Origin of the sequence: Streptomyces sp. NPDC047886 (assembly GCF_043204435.1) — a bacterium.
Classification (GTDB): domain Bacteria; phylum Actinomycetota; class Actinomycetes; order Streptomycetales; family Streptomycetaceae; genus Streptomyces.
The window spans coordinates 698,236-721,742 of the sequence record NZ_JBIDCF010000004.1 but is presented as its reverse complement, the minus strand read 5'-3'; the positions used below and the strand labels follow the sequence as shown (position 1 = coordinate 721,742).

Here is a 23,507-nt window from a genome sequence, read left to right as displayed (position 1 = left end):
CCCGCGGAGCGGGTAAGAAGCTGCTGCGCAGCTTCCCAGCGAACACCCCCGCTTCGCGGGGGTGTTGAACAACACAACGCTTCGCGTTGTGAGTTGGGAAGTGAGGCCGGTCCGCGTTGCGGACCGGGACTCGGCTTCGCCGAGTTGTGTTGTCTCCGCTTCGCTCCAACAACACGGGCCAGGGGCGCTGCGCTTCCCTGTCCTGGGCCTCTCCGGCTTCGCCTTCGAGTCCTGGGCCCGCTTCGCGGGCCAATGGCTGGCTATGAGGGGTGGGTGACACTGCATCAAAGTGGCCCGGGATGAAGTTTCTCCTGAGGGGCTACTGCCCCCGTACTGGCGCTGCTTCCTTGCTCGAGAACTTTTGGTGAATCCGGATCTCGCGCTCGTGCCTCTTCTGAAAGCTCCGGGTGACCTCTCGCTGTTGCCGGCGGCCCTGACTGGAGCGGTGCCGGACCGCGTGGATCGGGGGCGCACCCGTCTCCAGGGGTGGGTGTAGGCGGTGCCGCATACGGCGCAGTGGGCGAGGTAGAGCGCGGAGGCGGGGGTGGGGGTGGGGGTGTACTGGCGCTGTTCGATGACGGTGATCAGGCGGGGCCAAGAGGTGGGGCAGAGGCAGGTGTCGTCCTGGTCATCGCTCATGAGCCTCCTTTGACGGGTGACTTGGCGGTGCGCCGGTTGGGTTCCCGGTGGACCTCGCGGGCCACTTCGGTGATCTCGTCCATCCCGTAGGCGGTGCGGATGCCGGAGATGGTCATGCCGCTGGCCTCGGCCAGGGACTCCAGCCGGTACGGGCGGGCGCCGTGGAACTCCCGGCCGTAGGCGAGGAGTCGGCGGATCTCGGCATCCGCCGCGGCCTTGCGCGCCCGGGCGTCCTGCAGCGCCAGGAGCAGCGGGTCGGCATCCAGGCCCTCGCTCGCGGCCTGGAGGTTTTCCGCCTCCTCGGAGCGGAGGCGTTCGGCCTGCTCGCAGGCCTCGAAGTAGAGGTCAGCCGGGGTGACCGAGCCCGGCGCGGGGAGCGGGAAGCGGATCGCCGCAATGTCACTGATCAAATCCATATTGCGATAGTCGCAAAAAATAGCGTTGAGTGCAATAGCTCAAGCGGCTTAAAAGGCAGGCGTGTTGGGACCTACCTCCCGCCCGCGCCGTAGCCCGCTGAATCATTGATCCATGCGGCCATGGACTCGAGGTAGCGCTCCAGGGTCGGGTTCTCCCAGCCGTCGCCGTTGGCGAGCAGATCCTCGCGCAGCTGGCGGATGTGGTGGATCAGGGCTTCTCGGGAGGTGACCGGGGCGTCTGATCCATACGTGGGCTGAGGCATGGCCGCGCCGTACAGCGGGGTCGGTGAAGCGGCTTCGGGCGAGAGCTGCCTGGTGGCCGTCCGGGCGGGGGCGTGGGCGTGGGCGTACCAGTCCCTCAGGTGTGCAGGAGCCGGTCAGTAGGGGGATCCGGACGGCGCCGCTCGTCCGGCGTGTCGGCGCCTGGGGACATAATCGGGCCGTGGACCTGAGACCGGAGCTGCTGCCCCCACCCGTGAGCCGGCAGCGGCTGGAAGAGCTGAGCTGTGAGATCGATCGGATCGCAGGCCTGTTGGCTGACCGGTCCGAGGACGCCGACGAGGCGATCCGGACCTTCAACACCATGACCGGCCACGACTACACGGCCTACGCCTTCACCCATTACTGGCGAGGCAGGGACCTGGAGGACTTCGCCAGGGGGGCGGCCCGGCCGGCCCGCCCCCGCGTCGCAGACATCACAAGGGACGAGCTCGTCGAAATCGTCCGCAGAATCCTCGCAGGCGACCCGGAGATCGACTACTACCTGGTTCTCCTCCAAGCGAACGTGCTCCACCCCGCAGTCACCGGCCTGATCTTCCATCCCCCGGACGGCCTCCAGAACGCAGCTGCGGAAGAGATCGTCGACGAAGCCCTGAAGTACCGGCCCATCGCACTCTGAACTCCATCCGCACCAGCAACGAGTCCCCGGCCCCGCGCGTCCAGCATTCCGGCCGTGCTCACCCCGTTGAAGGCGGCCATGGCCAAGGACCAGGAGGCGATGGCCCCGTGCGGTACACGCAGCAGCCTCACGTGGTCTCCCGCCGTCGCGACGACCGTCGGCGGGCACCGAGGTAAGTCGGCCTCCAGCAGCACCCGCAGCGCCCACCCGCCGTGGGCAAGCCAACGTCTGCCGGTGCCAACACCGCCAGACAGCGGTCCTGGTGCCGGGCAGTCCCGTCCGGCCCGGCAAGGCGACCAATGCACAGGGGACAGCGGCCCGCCTCCTCCGACACCAAGGGGACGATCCACTCGGCTGCCTCCCGTGGCGTCATCCACTCGTGGTCAGTCGTGCGCGAAGGGCGCCAAGCCACTGGGATTGGCTTGGCGTCCCTCACGATCGGAGAAGGACCTCAGCCCTCCGGCTCTCGCGGGACGACACGGGAGAAGAACTCCTTCGCGGCCTGCCCGTCGAGTTCCCCGTTCGTGGTCGCGGACCGCCGCAGCGCTTCGCCCGTCACCTGGGCAGGGATGCCGAGCTGCTTGTCTGCCTCACCCATGATCTCGCCGACGTACCACTGGGCCGAGGTCGGGAAGTGCTGGATGAACCAGCTGAGCATCTTCGCCAGGGGAACCGACAGGACGAGGTCGAAGGCCTTGAGCTGGCCGCCCCGGCGTTCGCTGACGCGCAGCGAGGTGGCGAAGTCCTCCAAGACGGCGTGGCGGATGGTCGGCCCCAAGGCGTCGGTCGGGATGATCCGCCTGAGGCTGTCGGCGACCTCGAAAGCCAGTTGGTCGGCCACCTCCCGCACGCTCGGTTCGTTGCGATGGCGCAGGCCCCACCGCTTGCGGATGTCCGGGCGCTTCCACAGGAAGCTGAAGAAGGTCTCGCTGAAACGGTCGCGGATCTGAGCCGCTCCCGGGGCGAGACGGTGCCGGTCGCCGGCCGACATGGCGTCCTTCAGCCCCTCGGAGGAGCGGCGCCGGGCTTCCGCCCAGTCCTCGGCGACCGGGCGTGACCACTGGGCCCGTCCGCCGACGGTCGCCTGGGGAAGCGGCACGTCGTTCTCGCCTCGGGAGATGTAACCCCGCAGCGTGGAGGCCGTGATGCCGCCCAGCGCGGCCATCTCCGGCACGCCGAGCAGCCGGTCCCCGGCGAGTTCGGGACTGGCCAGGTCGACGACGCACTTTTCCAGCGGCAGGGGGTCGTCCTGCTTCTGGTGGTGCTGCGCCCACCGGGTCAGATGGTCGAGCCAGTCCTTGGGCACCGCGGTGGCCGGGTCGAAGGTGGCGACCTTGTGCACGGGTGCGCGGTCCGGATGGGCGCGACCGTCGAGCATGTCGTCGGCGTGGACGGTGGCCGTGGCGCGTGCCGTGTGGCGTGCGTAGTCCTCGGTGACCGGGTCCCAGATCTGGCCGGGCCGGTACCAGGCGTCGCCGTCCCACCAGTAGCCGCCGGCCCTAAACAGCAGCGGAGCCCCCGCCCAGTAGGTGTGCAGGCTGGCGGTGTCCTCGTCGCGCAGCAGGAGCACGGTGCGGCCGTGCTCGGGGTGGTGGCGGACGGCCCAGCCCAGGTGGTGGGCCATCGGGTCGGTGGTGAAGGCCAGCCATCCTCCTTCGCGGGAGGTGTCGCACCGGCCCCACATGCCTTCGCCCTTGTTGCGGCCGACTGCCTCGATGGCGTCGGGGCCGTCGTCGAGCGGCAGGTGTGAGTCGTCGACGAACGGCAGGCCGGGGACCGGGTGGTCCGTCCGCAGCCCGTTGGCGAGCGGACGAATGTCGTAGACCAACGTGCTCTCCTTCTCAACTCAAGTGCTGTACTTGGCTACAGCACTGCTGATGCCCATTAGTACACGACTGGAAAGCAGATCGGCACAGCGATTTCTGGACAACGTTCCGCAGCGTCGGGGCAACGCGGCTCCCACGCCGGAACGGCACTCCGCCGACAGCCACTACGCCGCACACCGCTTCCCTGGGCGTGGAAAAGGGGGCATCTGCCTTGCGTGCCCGTGTCACCTTGGCCGGTTGGCCCTGGGACGAGGGGAAGGGGACGGGACATGGCGACACGTCACGAGCCTTGGCCGGCAACGGTCGTCACGGCGGTGGCAGGTGTGCTCGGCGGCACCGCTCACGGCTTGACCGGGCGGGAGATCGGGCAGCTGCTGGCCGTCGTGAAGGTGCCGGACGTCGACAGCGGCAACAAGCGGGACCGGCTGGCCGGAGCGCTGCTCGCGCAGCAGGCACGCCAGGGGGCGTCGAACTGCGTGATCGCGTTCATCAAAGTAGCGATGGCCCCGGTGCGTTACGCCCAGCAGCCGCACACGTTCTCGTGCCGGCAGGACGACCTCAACGAGGTCCTCGTCCATGTCGGGCTGCGGGTGAACGACCAGGGACAGGTTGCCAGGGGGCCGGCGGCCGCCACGTTGAGCGAGGCCGCACGGCACGCCAGTTCCCTGCGGACCGAGCTGCGCCGCCGCTCCACGCATCCGGAGGTGCTGCGCTACTGCACCCTGGAGATCTTGGCCAAGAACCCCTTCCACGCCAGCTTGGAGGCGGTCAAGTCGGTGGCCGACCGGCTGCGGCAGCTCACCGGCCAGGGCCTGGACGGGGCGCGGCTGGTCGACGCGGTGCTCATGCCGGGCCACGGAACGGCCCGGGTAGCCATCAACGCGAACGCCACGGGGCCAGAGCTGGATGAGCAGAAGGGGATGGCGAACCTGGTCAAGGGCCTGTTCAGCATGTACCGCAACCCGGCCGCGCACGAGCCGCGCCTTCACCGCACGGTCACCGACGAGGAGTTGCTGGAACTGCTCACCACGCTGTCGATGGTGCACCGGCGGCTCGACGGCGCGCACGTCACCCCCTGATGCCGTCATCAGTGCAACTCGTACCTGTGTCGCACTGACCGCAGCGTTGCCGAACCGGAGATCCGGGCTGCGGCATACAGCGACGCCGGCCGCGGCAGCGAAGGCAGTGCCGCCTCAGGCCCGGATGTCCTCCTGTGGCGGTGATGCCTGGAAGAAGGCCAGCAGGGGTTCGCTGATGGCGCGTGAGCAACTGGTGCAATCGGCTGCGGCGTCAAGACGAGGTGCGAGGTCTTGAGTGTCGCAGGGGGTGAGGATGAGCCAGCGCAGCACGACCTGCCGGACGAGCAGCCTGAGCTCACGCAGTTCGGCCAGCTTCTGGTCGGCGAGCAGGTCTCCGTGTACGTACTTCGAGCGCGCGCTGTACGCCTTCTGCACTCTGCTCTCGACGCCCTCGCGCAGAGGGCTAGGGAACAGAGCCGCCGTCCGCGTCCGGATCCTTTCGCTGATGCCCTCGTGCTTGTCGCCGGGGCTGACCATCAGTGCTTCCAGCGCGATGACGTAGTCCAGGTGCAGCTCGTCGGCTTCTTCCTCCCACACGCCGTCATCCCTGTGGGTGCGCTGGTAGGCCTGCAGCAGGTGACGGGCGGCTCGCTCCAGGCGCCGGGCGCGCTTCCTGGGCAGGCTTCGGCCGCTGGTGATGCCGTTCATGACTGCGTCGATTTTCGCTGTCACGGCGGAGCAGAAGGCCTGCAGCCGTGGGAGAGCGGCTGGAGCAGCGTAGAAGCTGCCTGTCTCGCGGACTTCGACTTCTCCTGGGATGCCGTGAGGGTCGTCGTAGATCTGGATGGTGGTGGGCACCTGGTTTCGGTTCAGGTCGAAGTAGCGGCCGCGCTCGACGCCGAACACCGCGTCGACGTGCATCAGCTCCTCACTCCAAAGGATCAGCGGCAGCAGCGCCCTCCAGTGCCGGGTTTCCGGACGCGGGCCAGCGCCGAGTCGGGCGTGGGAGAGACTGGACCCGCCCGGCGGTGCGCCCTGTGTCCGGCCGATGCTGCCGCCGCCGGGCACCGTCAGCGGCCGGCCTGCTGCCGCAGCAAGCGCCGCTCCACCCACCGGCACGAAGACGCGGTGACGCTCCTACGGGCGGCCTGCCGGCTCCTCGCGCCCGGCTCGACGCCCAAGGCCTCACCGCGGCAATCCGGGCCCGTCGTAGGTCACCGCCGACGCCTTCCGCTCGGCGACGAGGAGCACCAGGCGGTGGCTGGCGCCGCCGGCTCCTCGGCGGCCACGCCTTGCGGGCCGGGCCGGAGCGCCGTGCGCGCCGATCGCGGCCTCGGGGCGCTGGCGCTCCACACCAGTGGTGCGGACCGGGGCCCACCGGCGTGCGGCAGCCGGTACTGCGCATCGAACGCATGGGGGTCCGGCCCGTGCCTGTCTTCGGGGGCGAAGTGTTGGTTGCAGTCGACGAGTACAGCCTCGATGTAGCCGAGGATCTGCTTGGGCCGCAGGCCTGCTGCGGCAGCTCGGTCAGGCGCCTGTCGCCCTGCCGTGAGCGGTAGGAGGGCTTGGGTGAAGCGCAGCAGCGGTGGCCTGGTCGTGACCTGGTGTGGAGGGGGCGGTGCGGTGGGAGGGGCGTGGGGCGGCGTCGGCGGAGTGCTGGGCGGCGGCGGTTGCGTCTGGGGGTGGGAGGTTGCGCACCTGGTCGAAGGTGCGCCCGAGGGTAACGGACAGGGCGAATTCGGTCTGGGTGTCGGCGTAGCGCCGCTCTAGGCCCCGGAGGTCTTTCTCGACGGCGGCCAGGTCGTGGGCGGTGGCGTGCTTCTGGCCGAATTGGGGGCCCGTGTCCAGGCGGGTGCGGAGCTCGGTGCGGGTGCGGCGCCGCGTATCGATGAGCGGGGCCAGTGCGCTGAGGTCCTGGCGCAGCAGGTCCAAGGGGGCCAGGTGATTGCGCATCGCGTAGTTCCGGTGGCCGTCCCGCGGGATGTCGGTTAGCTGCGGGATCAGGTCGGTCAGGGCTTCGTGGGTGACGTCGAGATGGCGCTGGCGCAGGTGGGCGATGCGGGCTTCGCCGGCGGTGAGGACGGGGATGAGGTCGGCGGTGGCCCGCTGCTCGTCGTAGCCGTTCCAGGGCCCCTTCGCAGGGTCGTGCTGGGCGCGGCGTGTATTGGCGATGTCCCAGATGCCCTCTTGAAGGGTGCGCTGTGCCTTGTCGAGGGTGCGAAGGGAGGTGGCCAGTTTGTGCAGGTGTCCGCGAGCGGCGTGGATGGTCACGTGTTCGTCGTTGTAGTGGGTGGCAGCGGTGAGGGCTCGCTGGGCCGCTGCGATGGCTTCGCCCTTCTGCCGTGGTGTTCCGTCGGTGGTGTGGGCGCGGGCGAGGTCGTCAATGCGGTTCGTCTGGACGGTCATGTCCCAGCCGGCCTGCTCGGCTCCCCGGCCGGAGTGGCTGCGCCACAGGGTCGCGGCCTCATGACGGGATAGCGCCGATGGTTCGGCGAGCGGGGCGAGCACGGCGCGCAGCACCGTCTGCGCCTGCGTTTCGGGCGGGCTTGACGGCGGGCGCTCCTTGGTGGTGCGCGGGGCGTGGAGTTCTTCCAGGTATGCGGTGCGGGCCCGGTCGGTCCAGTCAGCGGTGTGCGGCCATAGCGGAAGCACGTGTTGCAGGTAGGCGTGGGTGGCGGCCTGGATAGGGGCGGCGTCGGGGTGGTCTCGGGTGGCGGCCAGGGGTGCGGCGGTGTCGGGGTGGAGGGCGGCGATGCGGTCCAGCAGCCGGTGTGCAGGAGTGCGCAGGTCGGTGCCGGGCCCGTATTTCGGGTCCAGCATCCATTCGTCGAGGTCGTGCAGGAGCTTCCAGGCGGCGTGCAGGTCGGCGAGGCTGTCATCGGTGGCGGGGGTGTGAGCCAGGGTTATCGCGTCCAGGACGGCGGTGGCCTCGGCGCGCAGCAGAGCTCTGCCTGCGGTGGTGGAGGGTGTGCCGGTCGGGATGGGGGGTTGCTCCAGGACCGACTCGCTGGGGGGTTCGCCCCAGACGGCCGCCCACAGGCGGCCGGCGCGGATCCAGTCCGCGGTGGCCGGCTCGTCCGGTACCCATGTCGAGGCGTCGTCGAGGGGCTCGCGCAGGACAGAGTCCAGCCAGTTCGCTTGGGTGTGCTCGATGAGACGGCTCAGGTCCGCCCAAGGGCGGCTGGGAGAGGCCTTCGTGCGGGGGTCGAGAGAGACGGCGTACATGGGGGGCTTCACGTACTGCTGCCGCAGGGCGCTTTCCGCGTCCGCGCGCAGGACGTGCAGCGGCAGTCGTGTCCAGGTGCGGCCGTCGGCGGTGGCGCTGCAGGTGATGGCCAGCGGGCTGGAACTGCTGACGGTCAGAGTGAAGTGCAGCGCGGCGATCGCATCGTCGCACAGCAGGTCCGGGCCGTCCTGTCCGCCAAGGAACTGATCGGTGTAGCGCGTGGTCAGCGAGTACAGGCGTGGTGCGGGTGAGCCAGGCTCCAGGGCATCGCCCTCGTCCTTCGTCTCCTTCTGCCATGTGGCGTCTGTGTCTGGCATGCACGGAGACTGCCCCCAGTTGCGGCTCATCGGGGTGGGGAGGCGGTCGGCTTCCCGTGGGACGGGCGGGACGATCGAACTGCCGGGGCTCCTGGTCCGTATGCGGGGACGGCTGGGCACACGTGGAACCGGTCAACGAAGCGACGTGTCGGAGCCAGGACTCCTCGTCGTGGCTATCGCTGCCGCGGACGAGGGGACGGCCATGGCGCTGCCCGACCATGACGACCTCCTCCTGCGCAGCCGTCCCGTAGAACGAACGGACCGGCTCTGCGCAACCGGCCCCGGTGCGCTTGTCAGGCATCGCCCCCTGGCGCAGGACCACATAGCAGCGCCGCCGCACGCCGGGCTGTCCCGGATCCCGGCCGGTGCGCTCCGAGGTCGCGGTCGCCCACCGGGCGGCGACCACCTCCTGGAACGCCGTGTTCAGGGCCTGTCGGACAAGGAGGTCAGAATGCCGGGGGTGGGGACGTGTATCGGTCGGCATCCCGGGCGGAGATCTCCGCTGCATGCGAGTGCGGGACGCAGAGGCACGATCACGGCCAAGGCCTAAGACGGTGTCCTATGTGGTGAGGCGGATGAGGCGTTTGTAGCAGCAGAGGGCGGCGGCGAGGCCGAGGAAGGCCAGGTAGTTGCGGGGGTGGCGTTCGTAGCGGTGGTTGAGTCGGCGGTAGCCGGTCAGCCAGGACATCGTCCGTTCGATGACCCACCGCCGGCGCCCTAATCGTTCGCTGGACTCGACCCCTTTGCGGGCGATCCGGACGCCAATACGTTTGCCGCGCAGCCACTTCCGCAGGTGGGGGATGTCGTAGGCCTTGTCGGCGTGGAGTCGCTGAGGTTTGAAGTGGCGGCCTCGGTGGGGGTCGTGTCTCGTTTGGTGACCGGCGACCATGGGCTTCAAGGCTTCGCTGTCGTGGGTGTTGCCCGCGCTGACGCCGACAACGAGGGGCAGTCCGTTCGCGTCCGACAGGATGTGCATCTTGGAACCCGGCTTGCCCCGGTCCACGGGGCTCGAACCTGTGAGTTCGCCCCCTTTTTAGCCCTGACGTGGGCGGAGTCGAGGACCACGCGGGAGAGGTCGAGGAGGCCGGCGTCGTCGAGGCGGTGCAGGATCTCCTCGTGCAGCCGGCCCCACACCCCAGCCCTGGACCAGATCAGGAACCGGCGATGCGCGGTTGACTTCGATATGCCGAAGCACGGTGGCAGAGCGCGCCACGCGCACCCGCTTACCAGTACGTAGATGATCGCCGCGAACAGCGTCTCATCAGGCGTGTCCTGTGTTCCGCCGCCCTGCGGCCGCACCTTCGACGGTGGGATCAACGGCTCGGCGATCTCCCACAGCCCGTCCGGAACAATCCAACTCCACGTACCCCGCCCCATGACCAGCCCAACGAGCCGAACCCACATAGGACACCGTCTTATTCCCCATTCTCAGCGGCAGCAACGGTGTGAGCCCCAACCCGGACGTCCGGACCGGGGCTCAGGGAAAGGCCCGGTGGGAGGCTACCGAATCCGACTGTCCGGAAGCCCTTTCACGGACCACACAACGACCCACGCAGAACGCTCGGCGGGGAAACCCGGCCGAGCGTTCTGCGTGATGACGCGGTGCCCCATTGGAACCCTCCGTCTGTCCGGCGGGTTCCTTGGCCGTTACCTCACTGGTCCTCCCGCAGAACGACCACGAACCTGTCGTCGTAGGGCTTGCTCTCGTCCTTCGGCATCAGCAGCAGCGACAGCGTGGAGCGTTCACCCGTGAAACGAACATCGGCGGAGGCTTCCTTTTCGCCCAGGCGGAAGTCCACCGTGGCGGGGCGCTGGGCGGCATCGCCCCAGCGGGCCACCCAGCGCTTCGCGTCCTTCTCCCTCTCGCCGCCCTCCGCGGCGAGCTCGGCCAAACCGTCGCCGTCGCGGGCCTTGAGGCGGGCCAGGACGTGTTCGGTGGTCGAGAGGGTGCCAGGGGAAGGGCGCCCGGTCACGGTCAGTTCAAGCTCGGCCGTGCCGTCCTTGATGCGGTTGGGCGTCTTGTCGGTGGAGAGGACATCGCAGCCGCCGAGCAGCAGCACGAGTGCTCCGGCCAGCCACACCGACGTACCCGCCCGCCTCAACTTCGCTTCCCCGGGCGAATGATGCTGATGGCACTCAGATTCTTGTTGTTCTTGAACCATTGGTTCAGTGTCGTGTGATGGACTCGGCCATGCTGGGTGATGCTGATGTTGCCCCCCTTCGCGGCGGTGACGACTCCGGTGTGGTTCCAAGCCTTGGAAGACCTGTAGTAGCCGAAGATCACGTCACCGGGCCGGGCATCGTAGCGCGAGATCTCGCGGCCACCCCGGTAGTTCTTCAGGTGCTGGCGCAGATTCGCCGCGGCGGCCCAGGTGTAGCTGTCGAGGCGGATCCAGCCGATGTTGTTGCGGAACCAGCGCGCCTGATTCTTGCGACCGCCCTTGCGCTGCTGCATCTTGCCGCCGTAGTGCAGCGCCTTGGAGACGAAGTTCGCGCAGTCGGTGTCGTAGTCGTACTTGATCTTGGCGTTGCGCTTGGCCCAGTTCGCGGTGCCGCTCGCATCGGGCGCGGCGGCGACCAGTGCCGAGAGCTGCATCGTCGTCGTGTCGGAGACGGGCTCCTCGGCGAGCATGCCGTCGGAGTCCAGCACGATCGGCAGCGCTTCCTCGCCCTCCGAGACGTCCTCGACCCTCTCCTCCGCGGGCGGTGCCACAGAGGCGTCCCGTACGGCGTCGCCCGTCGTGGGCAGCGTGACCTCGACAGCGGTGTCGTTGGCCTCGATGCGCAGGACGCCGTCGGCGAAGACGAAGCGGCCGGGCAGCTCGCCCTCCTCCGGCTCCTGGGTGCCGTCGGTGTGGGTGAGCACACTGCGCTCCGAGACGGTGGCGCGCACCACCACGGTGTTGTCGGGGCCGGGCCCGGTCAGCACGTCGTCGAAGGCCGTGGTGACCTCGGTGAAGCGGCGCTCGTGGCGGGCGTACGCCTCCCGACGGCCGTTCAGCTCGGGCAGCTGCCGCGCGAGCAGCTCACGGAACATCGCGCCGTGCGGGCTGCTCGCGGCGGCCTGCTCGACGGTGGTGTACGTACCCTTGAGGACTCCGGCGCGGGCGGCGAAGTAGTCGCGCACCGCCTGGGCATAACGTTCCTGCTCAGCGACGGCGACCGGCTTGGCCGTGGCCGACACGGCCGCCTTGGAGGTGCCGTGCGCGGAACCGGCCGTGACCGTCACGGTGTGGTCGGCGCCGTTGGTGAGGCCGTCGAAGACGGCGCGGGCGTCCTCGGTGGTGGTGCGGGCGACCTCGGTGCCGCCGCGGTGGACGACCACGGTGTAGCTGAGGGCGTCGGTGGCGGCGCCGGGGTCGGCCGGCGGGTTCCAGGTGGCCAGGAGCCCGCCGCCGGCCGGGACGGCCTTGACGTTCTCGGGGGCGCCGGGGGCACCAGAGGGGATGTAGGAGACCGTCAGCACCGGGCGCAGCGCCTGGTTGGCGGCGCGTGAGGAGTGGTAGACGACACCGGGTCCCGCGGTCTGCTCGTCGCCGAGCTGGAGGCTCAAGCCGTGGTTGTCGGTCGCGTACAGCCAGTCCGCGACGAGTGATCCCAGGTTCAGGTCACCGAGTGCGGTGGGCAGCTCGTCATCGGCGAGCAGCGGTTCCTCACTGGCGGCGGCGGCGAGTGCCTGGCCGCTGTGCGTCGGGTCCCACGCCTCGGCGAGATCGTGCACGGTGGCCGCGGGTTCGGTGCACTCGGCGGTCCCGGTCGCGCAGTCGGCTCGGTGCAGCTTGAGCCGTGCGTCGGTGATCCGGGCGCCGGCCGGCACGGCCGTCAGATTCGCCTTGAACCAGCTGCGCCAGGCGGTGCCGCCGGGCGTGCCGACGCGCAGCGTGCCGTCTTCGACGGCCGCGCACGGGCCGGCACCGCAGTCCGTGGGACCGACCGGGGCAGTGGCGTCGCGCAGGGCGGCGCCGGATATGTCGACGGTGCGCACCTGGGGGACCGGCTGGACGGCCGGGGCCTTGGCGGTGAAGGTGCGCCTGGGCGTCCACGCCGAGCACGCCGTGTCACCGCAGGCGCGCATGGCCCATTGGTAGGCGCGCCCGGGCACGAGCGTGCCTTCGGGGATCAGGGTGGCGACGCGCTGGCCGCTTTCCTGGAAGGACGGCGGCAGTTGCACGCCGGGCAGGGGCGCGCCCGTGGCGTCGTACAGGGCGAACTCGCCGTGCAGGTACGCGCCGCGGTTTCCGGACGTCAGCACGCCGGAGAGCATCGGTGTGGGGGTGTCCTGGGCGCCTTCCTGGAGTGCGCTCGGGGCATCCAGGGCGGGCAGATCGGCGGGCTTGGGTCCCCTGCCGAACTGGTAGGCGGTGATGCCGGAGAGTAGACCGGCCGAGTCGACGGTGCGGGCGTGCAGGGTGTGCCAGCCATTGGCCGGGGTGATCTTGACGGTCTGCGGCTTGCCGCCGGTTCCGGCGGGGTCGTTCACCTGCTGCGGGGTGTTGGGGTCGTCCAGCGCCCACAGGTAGCCGCGGCCGTCGGTGGACGTCGTGGTGATGGTGCAGCTGATCTCGCCGCTGCTGTCGGTCCACGCGTCCCGCGGGAAGCCGGTGCAGTCGATCTGTGGTGCGGCGGGCTTGGTCGTGTTCACCCGGAAGGGCACGTAGGCGCTCCACGCGCCGTACACGGAGCCGTCGTGGGCGCGTGAGCGGACCCGGTAGCCGAACGCGCCGAGCTTCTTGTCCTCGGGAAGCATCAGCATGGCGGTGCCGCCGGAGGCGACGGCACCACTGGTACCCGTCCAGCTGTAGGTGCCCGCGTCGTTGAACGCCGGGTCGGGGGTGACCTCGAACTGGGCGCGTACGGTGCCGCCGTCGGGGTCGGCGACCTTCGCCGAGAAGGTGGGGGTCAGCGAGGTGGCGTAGGTACGCTTGTTGAAGGGGTTGTACGACGACGGGGAGAGAGCCGTGGCCGTCGGCGTGCCCGGCGGGTTGTTGTACGTCACCGACAGGACGGGCACGTTGGTCGCCGCGTTGCGCGAGTGGAACCGCTTCCAGGCGTAGGGGTCCGTCTCGTCGGCGGCGCGGATGCCGAGGGAGTTCAGGTCGTACGCATTGGCCGCCCAGGCTCGGGTGAGTGCGGTGATGTCGGTGGCCACCCAGCCGTCCGCACAGCCGGTGCCGAATCCCTTGGTCTGCGCGGACGTCGCCCACAGGCGGTTCCAGGACGGCTGCGCGGTCCAGCGGCTGGCAGTGCTGGGGGTGCTGGTGTCCCACACCTCCCAGTCGCGCGCCTGGCAGGACCACGAGTGGTGGTTCCACAGCTTCAGCGTGGCCGACTTGACGTCCTTGCCCTTCACCGCACGGGTGTCGAAGCGGAGGAAGGAACGGGCGACCTGCCCCGAGCCGTTGTTGCCGAGCTTGAGCTCGGTGGCGGTGGACTGGTCGGTGGTGTAGCCCTCCTGCACGAACGTGGTGAACGTGGTCATCAGACTCACCGCCGGATCGACGGTGATGGGAAAGCGTGTGGCCGGATCTGCCAGGAACGCCGCGTCCGGAGTCAGGGTGAGGTCGATCTCGTCGCCCTGCTGGGTGATGGACATCGCGACGGGCGCGCGATGCGTGTGCTCACCCGAGCGTGCGTCGGTGCGCGCGTCCCACATCACGGGCGCGGGCAGCGCACCCGCGGGCTTGCCGGTGCGTGCGTCGGTGAAGGTCACTCCGCCGTCCGCGTCGGCCGTGGCGGTCAGGCCCTTCGCGGTGAGCGTCATCCGCAGGGTGCCCGCCCCTTCCACGGCCTGGCGGGAGTTGAGTACGAGGAACTGCTCGAAGCCAGTACGGGTGGCGGAGACGACGAGGTCGGCATGCGGCAGCGCGCCGGGATACGTCGCCCGGGTGCCGTCGATGCGCGGCGCGGGCAACGCACCCCGCCAGCCCAGCTCGACGTGTTCCCCCTGCGGCGAGGTGAGCGACACCAGGGGTGCGGCGGCGGCGACAGGCTCAGCGGCCCTCAGCCGACGGGTAGCCGACGCATCCTCCTGTTCGGATGCCGCCCCGCCCAGGGTGAGATCCAGCGGGTGCGCCTTCGCCTCCACTGTTCCATCAGCGGCCTTCGCGAGGCTGATGTCCACGGCGGTCCAGCTGCCGTCATCAGCGCGGAAACGGACCGGTCCGCTGGCTTGGTCCTCCGTCAGCGTGCCATCAGGATTGGCCCACAGGGTGAGCGTCTCCGTGCGGGCGTCGATGACCTCGACGCGCTTGCCTTCCAATCGCGCCCGCAGCAGCGCCGCGGTGACGTCGCCCTTGGGCAGCGGTGTGCCCGTGGGACGCGCGGCCGAGACCGCGGAGGTTGCGGTAGTTGCTATGGGTGCGGTGGTGGCCGAGAGCGACGTGGCCGGTGCGACCACGTCGACAGCCAAGAGGCCGGAAAGCGCCACAGAGGCCACCACCGGCCATCTGAATCTGGACATGCGTATGCTCCGCAAGAAGCCCCTCCCCTAAAAAAACGTTAAAGAGGGCGCAAGTGTAAACAGGAGTATTTGTCGCCGCACAACCGGGCCGATCACCCGAACCGGACAGAGCTGTCCGCGACATCGGCCGCAACGACCGGACGCCGCCCCATGCGCGCTCGCATCGCGTCAGCAAGAGGGTGGACACACGTGTTCCGCCGTCGGCGGCGACCGCACCGACGCTCGGCGTCTGGCGACCGCTCACCGCCGCGCCGTCGCCACCGCCTTCGTGACGGGCGAGCTCGGCGCGCGCACCCCCTGAGCTGCGTGGATGCGGCGCGGCGGTCACGGCGTTGTTCCCGGTCCGCTGGAGCGGGAACACCGGCGATCTCGTGACCCTCCGGGAGGACGGGAGTGTCGCCTTCGACATGGACGGCACGTTCGACCTCCCCGAGCCGTTCGACCGTGCCGTTCCTCCCACGTTGATCACCACCACGACCGGCATGGCGGTACTCAGAGCCGACCACCCGGCCAACCAGACCATCGAGTCCGGGTTCCGGTCTCTGAACATCCCGGTCCCCGACGTGATCCAGGCGCTGAGCGCCCGCGAGGCCGCACTCGCCGGCGACGGACCCACGATTCACTCCTTCACATCGGAGGTGCTGAAGAGGTGGAGCGGATGGATCGAGCCGGTCTCCACCGCCTTGCTCGGCAACTGGGCGGACCCTCTCTACGACCAAGGTCACCTACCCCCTGATGCCTTGGACAAGCTGAAGTCAGAGGCCAGTGTCATCCACCGGCAACTCACCCCGGTCTGGCGCCGCAAGGTCAACCAGTCGCGGCTGCTGCTACTCGACACCCCACTCGGCGAAGGGCTGACCCTGTACGACCTGGTCTGCGGACAAGCCGCCGTCGACCCCGGAATCGAGGCCGGCTTCGAGGACCCGCGCCTGACCCAGATTTTTGAGGTCCTCTCCCCGGCCGAGCGAGCGGTGACTCTCGCTCTCGGCACCCGTGGGGTCACCACCTGGACCGAAGCGGCCATGGCCGCAGGTGCTGCGGACCCTGAGAGGCAGGGCGCGAAGGTCCGCCGGAAGGTGAAGCGGCTCGCTGCGCGCAGCACCGGCAGCTCTCCCGCGGCCGAGGTGGCCACGGTGAGCGACCGATGAGCGCCCCCGCCCCCGTCGCAGCCCGCCCGGCCCGACGCCGGGAGGTGGTGTTGCGGATCGCCCTGCCGAGCATTCCGGCCTGCACCGCAGTACTCGGTACCGGCAGCGTCGGCGCGGCCCTGCTCCACGGCACCATCCTGGCAGCATCCCCGCTCGTGTGGCCGCTCGTGGTCCTCGCCCTCGGCACGATGGCGTACGACATCGGCCTCCGTGCCCTGCGCCGCCGCGACGGCTGATCACACTGCCGCACGGCAACGAGATCCCTCCCGGGCCAGGGTGAGTGCGGCCCACCCAGCGCCTGGCGCTCGCGGCGCTGGGCCTGGACCGCATTGTGCTCGGCCAGCTCCTGCTTGTGCTGAGCCTTCGTGCCCACCGCCTCGGCGGCACGCTCGCTCGGGTGCCCGGGGGGTGAGGACCTGCCTCTAGGCAGGCCCTCGCCGAGAGACGGAGCGCGGCGTGACTGCCCGCGCAGGGGCGTCCGCATAGGGTGCAGCGGCCCCGCGGGGTTCAACCGTGAGTGTCACGCAGGGCGTTGATGACGATCTGGACGGGACGTCCTTCGCGGAGCAGTTGGTCGGCGGTCTTGCCGTTGATGAGGCGGTCGAGCATGTCGGGGGTGCAGCCGTTGAGCCGCAGCTGGGTCGCGATGCCGGGGCGGTACCGTGCGGCGATCTCGGCCCAGACGCGGTCTTCCGCGGCCCGGGCGTCGCGCCGGGCTTGTTCCTCGCTTTCTCGGCGGGTCTTCTCCATGGCGGGTGTGACGCCCTTGCGTCGCAGGCGCAGCGCTGTGTCGAGACCGCCGAGGCCCAGCAGACTGATCCATTCCAGGGCTTCGTCCGGCTCGGTGATGCGGGAGGTTGCCCAGCGCTGTGCGTGCGCGACGGCCGTCTCGCGCGGGATGCGCAGCTCCGTAGTCGTGAAGCGGGTTATGGCTTCCAGCATGGTGGGCTTGCGTCCCCTGCTCCGGCGGGCGCGCAGAGGTCCCCCTCGGCCCAGCCGGTCGCGGCGCTGGTAGGGGGAGAGGTCGCCGAGGTCGAGGCCTTCGCGGCGGGCGATGTCGGAAGCGGTGGCGGCCGGCCTTCGGGACGGCATGTCTGCCGGGGTGGGAGCGCCGGACCCGGTAGCGGGGCGGGCGCCGGTGAGCCAGAGGTAGACGGGGTCATGGGAGACGTCGGGCATGGCTGTGCCTTTCGGGGTGGTCCGCGGCCGGGCGCGGGCATGGAAAAGGCCCCGCTCGGTGGTGAGCAGGGCCGGGTGAAGGGGTGATGCGGCAGCGGGCGGCAGACGGGGCTGCGCCCGCATGCGGGCATGAAAAAGGGCGAGGGAGGTATCTCCTTCGCCCTGGCTGTCCTTCCCTGCCAGTTTCCGGGCAGGGGTGATCTGCAGAGAACTTTCGTTCAGCGTCGCGGGAAAGGCAAGGCCGTCTGGTGACGTCCCAGGTCAGCGGCGTACTGGCGCCTGACGAGGCGACAAGTACTCTTGTCGCATGGCGGATCACCGGGACTGCTTGCACCTCTTGCACACGCTGATCCAGCGGCACGCGGCCAAGTCGGTGAGCTCGAGGGATGTCCGTGCCGGTCTCACGCTGCCGCTGAGCCGGTCATCCACCTCGTGGGGCGTCGAGAGCGACAAGGAAGCCATGCTGGCTCTGCTGGCGGCGGTGGAAGACCACCAGAAGGCACTGGACGATCTGCGGCTGATCTACGCTTCACGGGCCGTCGAGAAGGGCGCCAGCCTCGCAGACCTCGGGCGCGCCTGGCACGTCTCGAGGCAAGGCGCCCGGCACCGCTGGAGCGTCCTCAAGCGCCGGATCCGCCCGGACATCCCCCGGCAACGTCCCGACCCGCACCAGATCAACGGTGCGGGCTGACCCGCGAAGGCCGAGGCGGCGCTGGCACGCATGGGCCGTCTCTCCGCGCCGGTGTCAGTGCCGCGTGCCACACTGCCGGCCATGTCGCTCGCTGATCTCACTCTCGACCTGTGGCGGACCTTCGACGAGGTCACCGCCCGGCGGATCGCCCAGGATGCCGCTGACCACGTGGTCGGCCGGGTGTCACTCGTCGAGGCCACAGAACACCTCGGTGCCCCGCTGTACCGGGTCCGGATCGTGCGGGACGGGCAGGAGTTTGCCCTTATACCCGGAGGCCGGGTGTCCCTGGGCTTCGACCTCAACACCTGGCAGCCGACCGCGCAGCAGGCCGCCGACTACGCCGAGAGCCTGGAACAGGGCTACGGTTACGGGCCCGATCTGCGGACCCACCTCGCGCGGATCCTCAGCGCTCCCCGCAGCGTTCACCTGGCCACCGTCCTGATGGCCGTGGAGGACGAGAACCTGACCGAGCCTCCGGCCGACATGCCGGCTGCCCTCTCCGTCCGTGGTCTGCGGATGCCGAGCTCCGACGAGTGGGAACACGCCTGCGCCGCCGGGTCGGACACCCTGTTCCGGTGGGGGGACGACTGTCCCCTCGACCGCATCCCCTACGGGGACGACACCGGCCCGCACAATGAGCTGAACGCCTTCGGCCTGCACATCGCCTACGACACCTACCGCGCCGAGCTGACCAGCGATGTGACCGCAGTCCACGGCGGCGACGGGGGTGAGTCGGTGTGCGGCGGCTACGGCCACCTGCTGGCCTGGCTCCCCCTGGCGACCGCCAACCGCAACCCCGAGATGGTCGAGTTCGTGTACGGACCGGACGGAGAGGGCCTGTACAACAACTTCTCCACCCGACCGGTGCTCACGCTCTGAGCGACCGCGCGCGGACGGCCCGATCGACGACCGTGCCGCGGCTGGTGGGACAGACTCGCTCCCCCCGCCCCGTGGTGGGGGCGATCAGCGACTGGCTCGCCGACTATCTGGAAACGCCTACCGGTCGAGCTCCTTCTGCCCGCCGTGCCGCCCCTTCCTGGCGGACCGCTCTGTGGGACGCCTCTGTCTCCTCTCGACGCGTGTGCTGGATCCGTCGTAGGTGAGCGGAAGAGCTCATCGGTTAGTGGCCGTGGCGGCCCTTGTGCCACAGTGACCGCGGGTAGCAGACCGTGACAGGGGGCGATCGTGGGGCGTGGCGGAGATCTTCCGGTGCTGCGGGAGAGGGAGCTGGTGGCCGCCGGCGTGGACGTCGGGCCGTGCGGCAGGTCACTGTGGTCGTCGGACGGGCGGGCGGCGGGAAATGGCACGTTCCCGCCAAGGCCTCGGGGTGGCGGAGCCATTGCCGGTATGCGGAGCACCTGACGGGCAGTCGGCTCTCTCTGCTGGATGTCTGTGAGCAGGTGTGCCGTCACTGCGCCCGGGTGGTGAGTGTGGAGCCGGGCGAGGAGGCACTGTGGCGGGCGGCGGCCGAAGTCGTCGTGGCTGACGGGCGGGTGCGCAGGCTGGAGGAGCAGGAGGCGGGCCCGCGGTCCTGGGAGGGCTATGCGGAGGTGTTGTGGGAAGCGGCCCGCCACCGCGATGCAGACGTGCGCGGAAGGCTTGAGCCGTGGACTGCTGACGCCTCGGTGGGTGCGGGTGCGCGGCAGGTGCTTCAGGCGTGGTCGGGAGTACTGAAGCGTTCTGAGGCTGCGATGGCCAGTTGGCGGGCGGCGGCGCCCGCGGCGCGCGAGGTGACGTCGGTCAGCGGGGCGTGCGATGCGGTGGCCGCCGACGGGAACGTGCAGCGCACGGGCCAGGAGTTGGCGGCCGTGGTGCTGCGGTCCCGGTGGGCGGAGCCGTTCGACGTGTGGGCGGCCGTCCGGCGGGCGTGGAGCGGCGTCCGGGACCAGGGCGGCGAGGCGACTGCGGCACGTGCGGCGGCGATGCGGGCGGTGGAAGCCGCCTGGGGCGGGGCGCGGGTGCGTGATGTGACGGCGCTGCCGGAGCCGGCCCTCGTGGCGGGTGCCGGGTTTGCTTCTCCCGCGCATTGGGCGGATGCGGAGTTCCAGCACCGGTGGCAGAAGTACGTGTTGGACTGCTGCGACCGGCTGGAGGAGGCGCTGGGGGCGGCCACGGGTGACGGCGGCGACGGGTGGCAGCTGGTGCTGGTGAGCGGCTGGCCGCTGACCCGCAAGCGGGATGCGGAACTCGCCTACCTCGCGCAGTACGAGCAGCACGGACCCACCGTCCACAGCAGCGGCCCGCCGACCGAACTGGCCGCTGGGGATGCCTTGTTGACTAGAAGATCACTGATCCGTCCAGGCAACAGGGAGCGAGCTTTCCCTGATGTATAGGACCCGTGTCACGCGCTGACCAGCAGGTACCGCAAAGACAATGTGTCCTGTCCTGCAAGCGCCTGCATAGAGGTCTTCGCCATCCGTGGGGTACAAGGGCCTGGGGAACCCAGTCAGTGGTGTCCGCCGCCTACGCGGGGCGGCTGACCACGACCGGCCCGTGCACGGGCGGGGCAGCTGCCCAGCGCCGGCGGTGATGCCCTCCACGCCCCGCGCCCGGAAGGTGCTCAGCGGCCGGACGGGAGCACCGACGAACCTCTTGCCTGCGGCCTTTTTGCGTTCCGGAGCGCTCCGGCTGACCGCCTTCCCCCTGGTCAATAGCCAGTGTGGGAAGCGGCAGCGCCATGAGGGACGACTACCCCGCGAGGTTTCCTGCAGTACGCGAGAGGGGGTGTGGGTCCCTAGGGGAGCAGCGCCGTTGCGGATCCACGCAGTTGGGGCTGCGCTGCCGGGCACCCGGCAGCAGGACCTCAGAAAGGAACCACGTTCGTGAACACCAACCTCCCTGCCCCTGGCGGGGGCGACAGTCCGCGCCTGTCGGTGCTGCTGCTGGTAGCGGCCGCCGCCGTTACAGCCGCGCAGAGCGAGGCATGGGCGAGCGCTTTGGGAACTGCGGTCGCCCTGTACTCCGTCCTGACCGTCGGCAGCCAGGACCGGAGGAATTGACCATGCCCCGCACGAAGCCGTCCCCCGCCCACGAAGCCCTGGTCCGGGGCATTGAAGAGCAGGGGGGCAAGGCCACCACGACGCAGGTGGAGCGCTGGCAGCAACAGGGTTGGCTCCCCAGGGCCTCGGTCTGGTTCGAGCCCGACTCCGCCACGATCCGGCCCCTCATCCTTCATCGGGCCCTGTGGCTGGCGAGCACCGCGCGGCCCGGCCGCAGCATCGGGTGGGTCGGATGGTTCTTCTGGGCAGTCGACAACACCCCCGACAGCGCCAAGCGGCTGCGGAGGGCCCTGGTCGCGGCCCTGAAGCGGCCGCTGGCGCAGGCGGGTGTCGAGAAGATCCCCACCGGGAACTCCGACCGGGCCTTCCAGGCCCGTCAGGACGCCGCCGAGAAGATGCTGCCGAACCGTCGTGTACCTCGGCGCGACCTGGAAGCAACTCTGCGCGCCCACGCTGCCGAGGTCGGGCTCGAACTGCCCCGCCCGCAGGCGTCCGCCCTTCCGAACATCTCCCACCGGACCCTGCAGGAAGCCGGAGCCCGGCTGCTCCTCGGCGGCGCCACCGACCTCGGGATCGAGGGACTGCTGGAAGCGTTGGCACAGGCCATGCCGGACCACGCCGAGGCGATCAAGCACCTTCGTGAAGAGCACCGGCAGGCCGAACTCGCGGGAACCGACCTGCTGGCACAGTCCCCCTGGGCTCAGGGCATTCTCGGCATGGTGCGCACCGTCGAGACGGCCGACGACCAGAACTTGTGCCACGCCGTGCACATCTGCACGAGGGCGACAGGCGTCCTGGAGGAGTTGATGCGGCGTGCCCCGGAGAAGCCAGAAATCCTCGCCCACCTGACGGGGGATGAGATGTGGCAGCGCTGGGCCGTTGTCGGTGGCATCCTCCCAACAGAAAGGGCACCCGGCTTGGCCGCCATCGCCCTCAACGCAGTCCAGTTCCTCGCCGATCCAGACTGGGCAGCTGAATTGGAGCGCTACCTGTCCTTCATGTACAGCTTGACCGTCGCCTACCTTGGGGACCCGGACTCCCCCGGAGACGGAACGGCATGCTGAGCGCAGCGGGTGGTGACTCGGCCCTGCGGCGAGGTCGGCGACCCTGCAGCGGATCTACCGGGCATGGCTGAGAGCCTGGTCGGGTCTTGCCCACCGATCGCCCCGGCTCCTAGCACTCCCTTCTGCCAGGGCGGTCAAAGGTCCGTTGTATGGCCTCGTCGGCGGGCGGGAGGGGCGCGGTGACGCGTGGTCCGGTCGGAGTCCGGCTGCCCGGCGCTCGTCGGTCAGGCAGGAGCAGCGGGGGGTTCGGGAACCGTAGCGGCCCGGGCGCCCGGCACGGGGTGGGTGAGCCAGGTGACGACCTCGTCGGTCAGGTGCTGTAGCTGGTCGAGGGTCCGTGGCATCCGTGGCCGGTGCCAGGAGGTGTGTCCCCACTGCTGGTCCAGGGTCCACGGGGGGCCGCTGCGCTGGGCTTCTGCGAGGAAGCAGACGTCATGGTCGAGGACGGCCTCGAGGACGATGCGCCGTCCTTGGTGGAGGGCGGTGGCCATCCAGAGGGTTCCTCCGTCGGGGACGAAGCCGTCCTCGCTGTTGGGGGTCCAGCTGTACTCGCCGACGGTGGCATCGCCGCTGTCGTGATCGATGCCTTCGCTCCAGGCGCTCGCGTCGCCGGTCAGTGCCTCGGCGATGCGGCGGATGCAGGGCAGCATCATGGCCCGGGTGGCTTCCGCATCGCGGCGGTGACGGTCCAGCAGATCCGGACCCCATCCTCTGCCGATGCGCCGGCCCTTCAGAGGTGTGAAGCGGGCTGCGTCGGAGGCGTGGCGGTCGAGCCAGGCGCGCAGTTCGGCGTGGAAGTCGTCCATGGTCAGCCGGTCACGGGCCTGGAACTGTGTCGCAGCCTCCAAGACGTGCCCCAGGGCGAATGTGGCGTTGCCGCCGCCGAGGGCCCACAGGCTGAACTCCTCGGCGTCGACGCGGTGCGTCCCGTCCGGCGGATAGGGGCCCCGGCTCTGATGGGCGAGGACGAAGAGGGTCTTGGCGAGGGAGTAGACGTCGGCCCGCTCACCGCGGTCGCGGCTGTCAGCGCTGCGCATCTCGGGGGCCGTGAAGTTGGCGGGTCCGAGCTTCTCCCCCACCCGGGTCAGGCCGGCGGGGCTCTTGGTGAAGGCCGCGATCCCGAAGTCGGCCAGCACCGGCGCCTGGTCGTACCAGAAGAGGTTCACCGGCTTGATGTCCCGGTGGTAGGTGCCGTCCTCGGCCAGCGCGGCGAGGGTCTGGGCCACGGTGGCGACGGAGGTGACGACGTCCAGCACGGTCGAGGTGTCGCCGAACGCCTTTTCCAGCAGCTGGGCGCGGGGCATGGCATACCAGCGGGGCTCGCTGCCGTGGGCGTCGTCGATGTCCCAGACCGGAAGGATGCCGGGGGTGCCGTTCATCCGATGCATGTAGAGCGCTTCCTGGTGGAAGCGCCGGCGCCGTGCCCCGTAGACGTTGGACGGGAGGTGCTTGACGATGCCGGCACGGCCGCTGCTCACCTCGGTCGCCTTGCGCACGAAGGACTTCGGGCCCGGAACGAGGGCTCCGTCGTCCCGCCACCGCGGGAGACTGTAGTCGTGGGGTGCCGGGCGCTGTTGGCGGCGCGGGCGAGACTGCCGTGCTCTTCCTGTCATGACGAAAACGCT

19 protein-coding genes and 2 pseudogenes are annotated in these 23,507 nt (G+C 70.0%); 10 read left to right on the top strand and 11 right to left on the bottom strand.

All coding sequences use genetic code 11. The features are described 5' to 3' along the window. Positions 1-635: 635 nt before the first annotated feature. The gene (locus ACGF5U_RS18035; protein ID WP_392716273.1) at positions 636-1,055 is read right to left on the bottom strand and encodes a hypothetical protein; all 420 of its coding nucleotides are present in this window, start codon (positions 1,053-1,055) and stop codon (positions 636-638) included. A 71-nt stretch (positions 1,056-1,126) separates the two neighbouring features. Then, entirely contained in the window at positions 1,127-1,318 is a 192-nt protein-coding gene (locus tag ACGF5U_RS18030) for a hypothetical protein (RefSeq protein ID WP_392716275.1), read from the bottom strand. A gap of 179 nt (positions 1,319-1,497) precedes the next feature. On the opposite strand from ACGF5U_RS18030, the gene ACGF5U_RS18025 reads away from it, so the two are divergent. Beyond that, complete coding sequence (locus ACGF5U_RS18025) at positions 1,498-1,953, top strand: hypothetical protein (RefSeq protein WP_392716278.1); 456 nt, start codon at positions 1,498-1,500, stop codon at positions 1,951-1,953. A 451-nt stretch (positions 1,954-2,404) separates the two neighbouring features. Here ACGF5U_RS18025 and ACGF5U_RS18020 read toward each other — a convergent pair whose 3' ends face one another. Beyond that, positions 2,405-3,781: a helix-turn-helix transcriptional regulator gene (locus ACGF5U_RS18020; RefSeq protein ID WP_392716280.1), complete on the bottom strand. Its 1,377-nt coding sequence runs from the start codon at positions 3,779-3,781 to the stop codon at positions 2,405-2,407. Between the two features lie 267 nt (positions 3,782-4,048). Here ACGF5U_RS18020 and ACGF5U_RS18015 point away from each other — a divergent pair, with 267 nt between their 5' ends. Continuing rightward, the gene (locus ACGF5U_RS18015) at positions 4,049-4,858 is read left to right on the top strand and encodes a TIGR02391 family protein (protein WP_392716282.1); all 810 of its coding nucleotides are present in this window, start codon (positions 4,049-4,051) and stop codon (positions 4,856-4,858) included. Between the two features lie 114 nt (positions 4,859-4,972). Here the strand turns inward: ACGF5U_RS18015 and ACGF5U_RS18010 are convergent, their stop codons facing one another. Continuing rightward, positions 4,973-5,719 (bottom strand): hypothetical protein, encoded by a 747-nt coding sequence (locus tag ACGF5U_RS18010; RefSeq protein WP_392716284.1) that lies wholly within the window; start codon positions 5,717-5,719, stop codon positions 4,973-4,975. A 606-nt stretch (positions 5,720-6,325) separates the two neighbouring features. After that, positions 6,326-8,341: a hypothetical protein gene (locus tag ACGF5U_RS18005; RefSeq protein WP_392716286.1), complete on the bottom strand. Its 2,016-nt coding sequence runs from the start codon at positions 8,339-8,341 to the stop codon at positions 6,326-6,328. Here ACGF5U_RS18005 and ACGF5U_RS18000 point away from each other — a divergent pair. Next, positions 8,340-8,546: pseudogene (locus ACGF5U_RS18000) on the top strand (DUF6207 family protein); the annotation flags it as partial. The gene ACGF5U_RS18005 and the pseudogene ACGF5U_RS18000 overlap by 2 nt on opposite strands. 114 nt (positions 8,547-8,660) lie before the next feature. On the opposite strand, the pseudogene ACGF5U_RS17995 reads toward ACGF5U_RS18000, so the two are convergent. From ACGF5U_RS17995 to ACGF5U_RS17980, 4 genes and pseudogenes are all read right to left on the bottom strand, one after another. Continuing rightward, a pseudogene (locus tag ACGF5U_RS17995) lies at positions 8,661-8,825 on the bottom strand (DUF6207 family protein); the annotation flags it as partial. 75 nt (positions 8,826-8,900) lie between these two features. Further along, positions 8,901-9,718 (bottom strand): IS5 family transposase gene (locus ACGF5U_RS17990; RefSeq protein WP_392716288.1). Its coding sequence is split into 2 segments (ribosomal slippage): positions 8,901-9,376 and positions 9,376-9,718, totalling 819 coding nucleotides; the frame shifts between segments, so codons are not numbered across the junction. A gap of 275 nt (positions 9,719-9,993) precedes the next feature. Further along, positions 9,994-10,401 (bottom strand): hypothetical protein, encoded by a 408-nt coding sequence (locus tag ACGF5U_RS17985; RefSeq protein ID WP_392716290.1) that lies wholly within the window; start codon positions 10,399-10,401, stop codon positions 9,994-9,996. Positions 10,402-10,439: 38 nt separating this feature from the next. After that, a complete protein-coding gene (locus ACGF5U_RS17980; protein ID WP_392716292.1) occupies positions 10,440-14,801 on the bottom strand; it encodes a DNRLRE domain-containing protein in 4,362 nt (1,453 codons plus the stop codon). Positions 14,802-15,172: 371 nt separating this feature from the next. Between ACGF5U_RS17980 and ACGF5U_RS17975 the strand changes: the two genes are divergently transcribed. Together ACGF5U_RS17975 and ACGF5U_RS17970 are read left to right on the top strand one after the other, a co-directional pair. Next, on the top strand, positions 15,173-15,949 hold the full coding sequence (locus ACGF5U_RS17975) for a hypothetical protein (RefSeq protein ID WP_392818808.1): 777 nt from the start codon (positions 15,173-15,175) through the stop codon (positions 15,947-15,949). Next, positions 15,946-16,185, top strand: coding sequence for a hypothetical protein (locus tag ACGF5U_RS17970; RefSeq protein WP_392716296.1), 240 nt, complete (start codon positions 15,946-15,948; stop codon positions 16,183-16,185). The genes ACGF5U_RS17975 and ACGF5U_RS17970 overlap by 4 nt, the downstream gene beginning before the upstream one ends. 271 nt (positions 16,186-16,456) lie before the next feature. Here the strand turns inward: ACGF5U_RS17970 and ACGF5U_RS17965 are convergent, their stop codons facing one another. Next, the gene (locus ACGF5U_RS17965; RefSeq protein ID WP_392716298.1) at positions 16,457-17,128 is read right to left on the bottom strand and encodes a hypothetical protein; all 672 of its coding nucleotides are present in this window, start codon (positions 17,126-17,128) and stop codon (positions 16,457-16,459) included. Positions 17,129-17,435: 307 nt separating this feature from the next. On the opposite strand from ACGF5U_RS17965, the gene ACGF5U_RS17960 reads away from it, so the two are divergent. The 5 genes from ACGF5U_RS17960 (at position 17,436) to ACGF5U_RS17940 (ending at position 21,882) form a co-directional block, all read left to right on the top strand. Then, complete coding sequence (locus tag ACGF5U_RS17960) at positions 17,436-17,819, top strand: hypothetical protein (RefSeq protein WP_392716300.1); 384 nt, start codon at positions 17,436-17,438, stop codon at positions 17,817-17,819. 81 nt (positions 17,820-17,900) lie between these two features. After that, the gene (locus ACGF5U_RS17955) at positions 17,901-18,698 is read left to right on the top strand and encodes a hypothetical protein (RefSeq protein ID WP_392716302.1); all 798 of its coding nucleotides are present in this window, start codon (positions 17,901-17,903) and stop codon (positions 18,696-18,698) included. 377 nt (positions 18,699-19,075) lie between these two features. Further along, positions 19,076-20,152, top strand: a complete 1,077-nt coding sequence (locus ACGF5U_RS17950) for a hypothetical protein (protein WP_392716304.1) — start codon at positions 19,076-19,078, stop codon at positions 20,150-20,152. 489 nt (positions 20,153-20,641) lie between these two features. Continuing rightward, positions 20,642-20,818: a hypothetical protein gene (locus tag ACGF5U_RS17945; protein WP_392716306.1), complete on the top strand. Its 177-nt coding sequence runs from the start codon at positions 20,642-20,644 to the stop codon at positions 20,816-20,818. 2 nt (positions 20,819-20,820) lie between these two features. Next, on the top strand, positions 20,821-21,882 hold the full coding sequence (locus ACGF5U_RS17940) for a hypothetical protein (protein WP_392716308.1): 1,062 nt from the start codon (positions 20,821-20,823) through the stop codon (positions 21,880-21,882). Positions 21,883-22,106: 224 nt separating this feature from the next. On the opposite strand, the gene ACGF5U_RS17935 is transcribed toward ACGF5U_RS17940, so the two are convergent. Continuing rightward, complete coding sequence (locus tag ACGF5U_RS17935; RefSeq protein ID WP_392716310.1) at positions 22,107-23,495, bottom strand: protein kinase; 1,389 nt, start codon at positions 23,493-23,495, stop codon at positions 22,107-22,109. Between the last annotated feature and the right edge of the window lie 12 nt (positions 23,496-23,507).